Annotated in this window: 2 protein-coding genes and 1 pseudogene; 2 read left to right on the top strand and 1 reads right to left on the bottom strand. The window is 72.2% G+C overall.

The genetic code is table 11. The features are described from left to right. Nucleotides 1–356, top strand: a 356-nt coding sequence (locus AX737_RS10765) for a cytochrome c biogenesis protein CcdA (protein WP_245293424.1), incomplete at its 5' end; no start/stop codon positions are given. A gap of 145 nt (nucleotides 357–501) precedes the next feature. On the opposite strand, the gene AX737_RS10760 is transcribed toward AX737_RS10765, so the two are convergent. Further along, a complete protein-coding gene (locus AX737_RS10760) occupies nucleotides 502–693 on the bottom strand; it encodes a hypothetical protein (RefSeq protein ID WP_009861980.1) in 192 nt (63 codons plus the stop codon). A gap of 444 nt (nucleotides 694–1,137) precedes the next feature. On the opposite strand from AX737_RS10760, the pseudogene AX737_RS10755 reads away from it, so the two are divergent. Next, a pseudogene (locus AX737_RS10755) lies at nucleotides 1,138–1,399 on the top strand (deoxyguanosinetriphosphate triphosphohydrolase); the annotation flags it as partial.

Below are 1,399 nucleotides of genomic sequence, written 5' to 3'. Positions count from 1 at the left end.
GGCGAGGGCCGGTCGCCGCCTATCTCCTCGGAACGGCCTTCGCCTTCGGATGGACCCCCTGCATCGGTCCCGTCCTCGGCGCCATCCTGGCGGTCACGGCCTCCTCGGCCTCGGGCAAGGGCGTCGCCCTGCTCACCGTCTACTCGCTCGGCCTCGGCGTGCCGTTCGTGGCCGCGGCCCTGTTCCTGTCCGGCTTCGTCGCGCGCCTTCGGACCCTGCGCTGGTTCGGCCGTGCCCTTCAGGTGGTCGGCGGCGGCGTCATGGTGGCGATGGGTCTGCTGATGATCACCGACCGCATGACCGCCGTGGCCGCCCTCATCCTGGAGGCCTTCCCCGCGCTCGGGCGGATCGGTTGAGCCGGGCGAGCGCGCAGGCGCCCGCGCGGCGGCAGAGGCAGCCGCCGAGGCAGGGCGTCGTTCGCGCGGAGCGGGTCAGCTTCGTGGCCGCCGGCGCGGGATCCGGACCTCGCCGTCCCCAACCCGGGGACGGAACGACGGCGGGTCAGGAACGTAGGGAGGCGCGCCTCAAGCGAGCTTCGCGCGCGGCGCGGATCGGCGCGAGGCGGTCGCGCAGGGCCTCCATCCGAGCGATCTTCTCGCCGAAGGTCAGGGCGGCGAGCTCGCGGCGCCCTTCCGCTTTCCGAGCAAGGATGTCGGACCGGTCGGGATAGGCAGCGGTCGAAGCGTTCTTCATGACACCGTCGACCCTACGGCGCACCGATCCGCGACGCCAACCACCGGGCGGAAGGCCTGCCACTTCTCGACCGGCTTGATCCGTACCGACACGGGGGCCGGGCCGTTCAGCCAAGCTGACGCGTCGCCCTTCCCGCGATCCGGCGGGCATAGAGGAGGCCGCCGGCGCCCGCGTCAGGCGTACGGGACCGCTGCCGACGGCATCCGTGCGAGGCCGCATGCCTGCCCGGCCGCCCCTCAGCGCCGCCGCCATCGTTCCCGCAATGTTCCCTTTCCGGTCCGGGTGCCCTACCCTCTTGCGACGCGGGCCGGCACCATGCGGAAACGAATCCGTGGACAACGGCCGGAATCGGACGTGACGGGCGGGAGAGCCGGAACGTAGACCATGCGTCATGCGGTTGTGGGAGGCGGCGGAGCCGGCGTCGCCGCGGGGACAGGACCGAGGATGGGCGAGCAACTCGACTGGACGGCCCTTCTGAATTCCCGGCGTCGCAAGCCGAGGCCCGGCGGGAAGGCGCACGAACCGAGGCTGGGCGAGGATCGGACCCAGCACGAACGCGATCACGACCGCATCCTGTTCTCCACCCCGGTGCGGCGCCTCCAGGACAAGACGCAGGTCTTCCCGCTGGAGCGCAACGACAGCGTCCGCACGCGGCTGACCCACAGCCACGAGGTGGCGAACATGGCGCGGAGCATGGGGACCACCC

It is taken from the genome of Methylobacterium sp. CCH5-D2, assembly GCF_001556475.1.
Taxonomy (GTDB): domain Bacteria; phylum Pseudomonadota; class Alphaproteobacteria; order Rhizobiales; family Beijerinckiaceae; genus Methylobacterium; species Methylobacterium hispanicum.
Note: the sequence above shows the minus strand (reverse complement) of the source record. Positions and strands in the feature narration are given on the sequence as shown.

Excerpts from the sequence above, each read along its gene's own strand:
- AX737_RS10760 (WP_009861980.1), bottom strand. The coding sequence starts at position 693 with ATGAAGAACGCTTCGACCGCTGCCTATCCCGACCGGTCCGACATCCTT.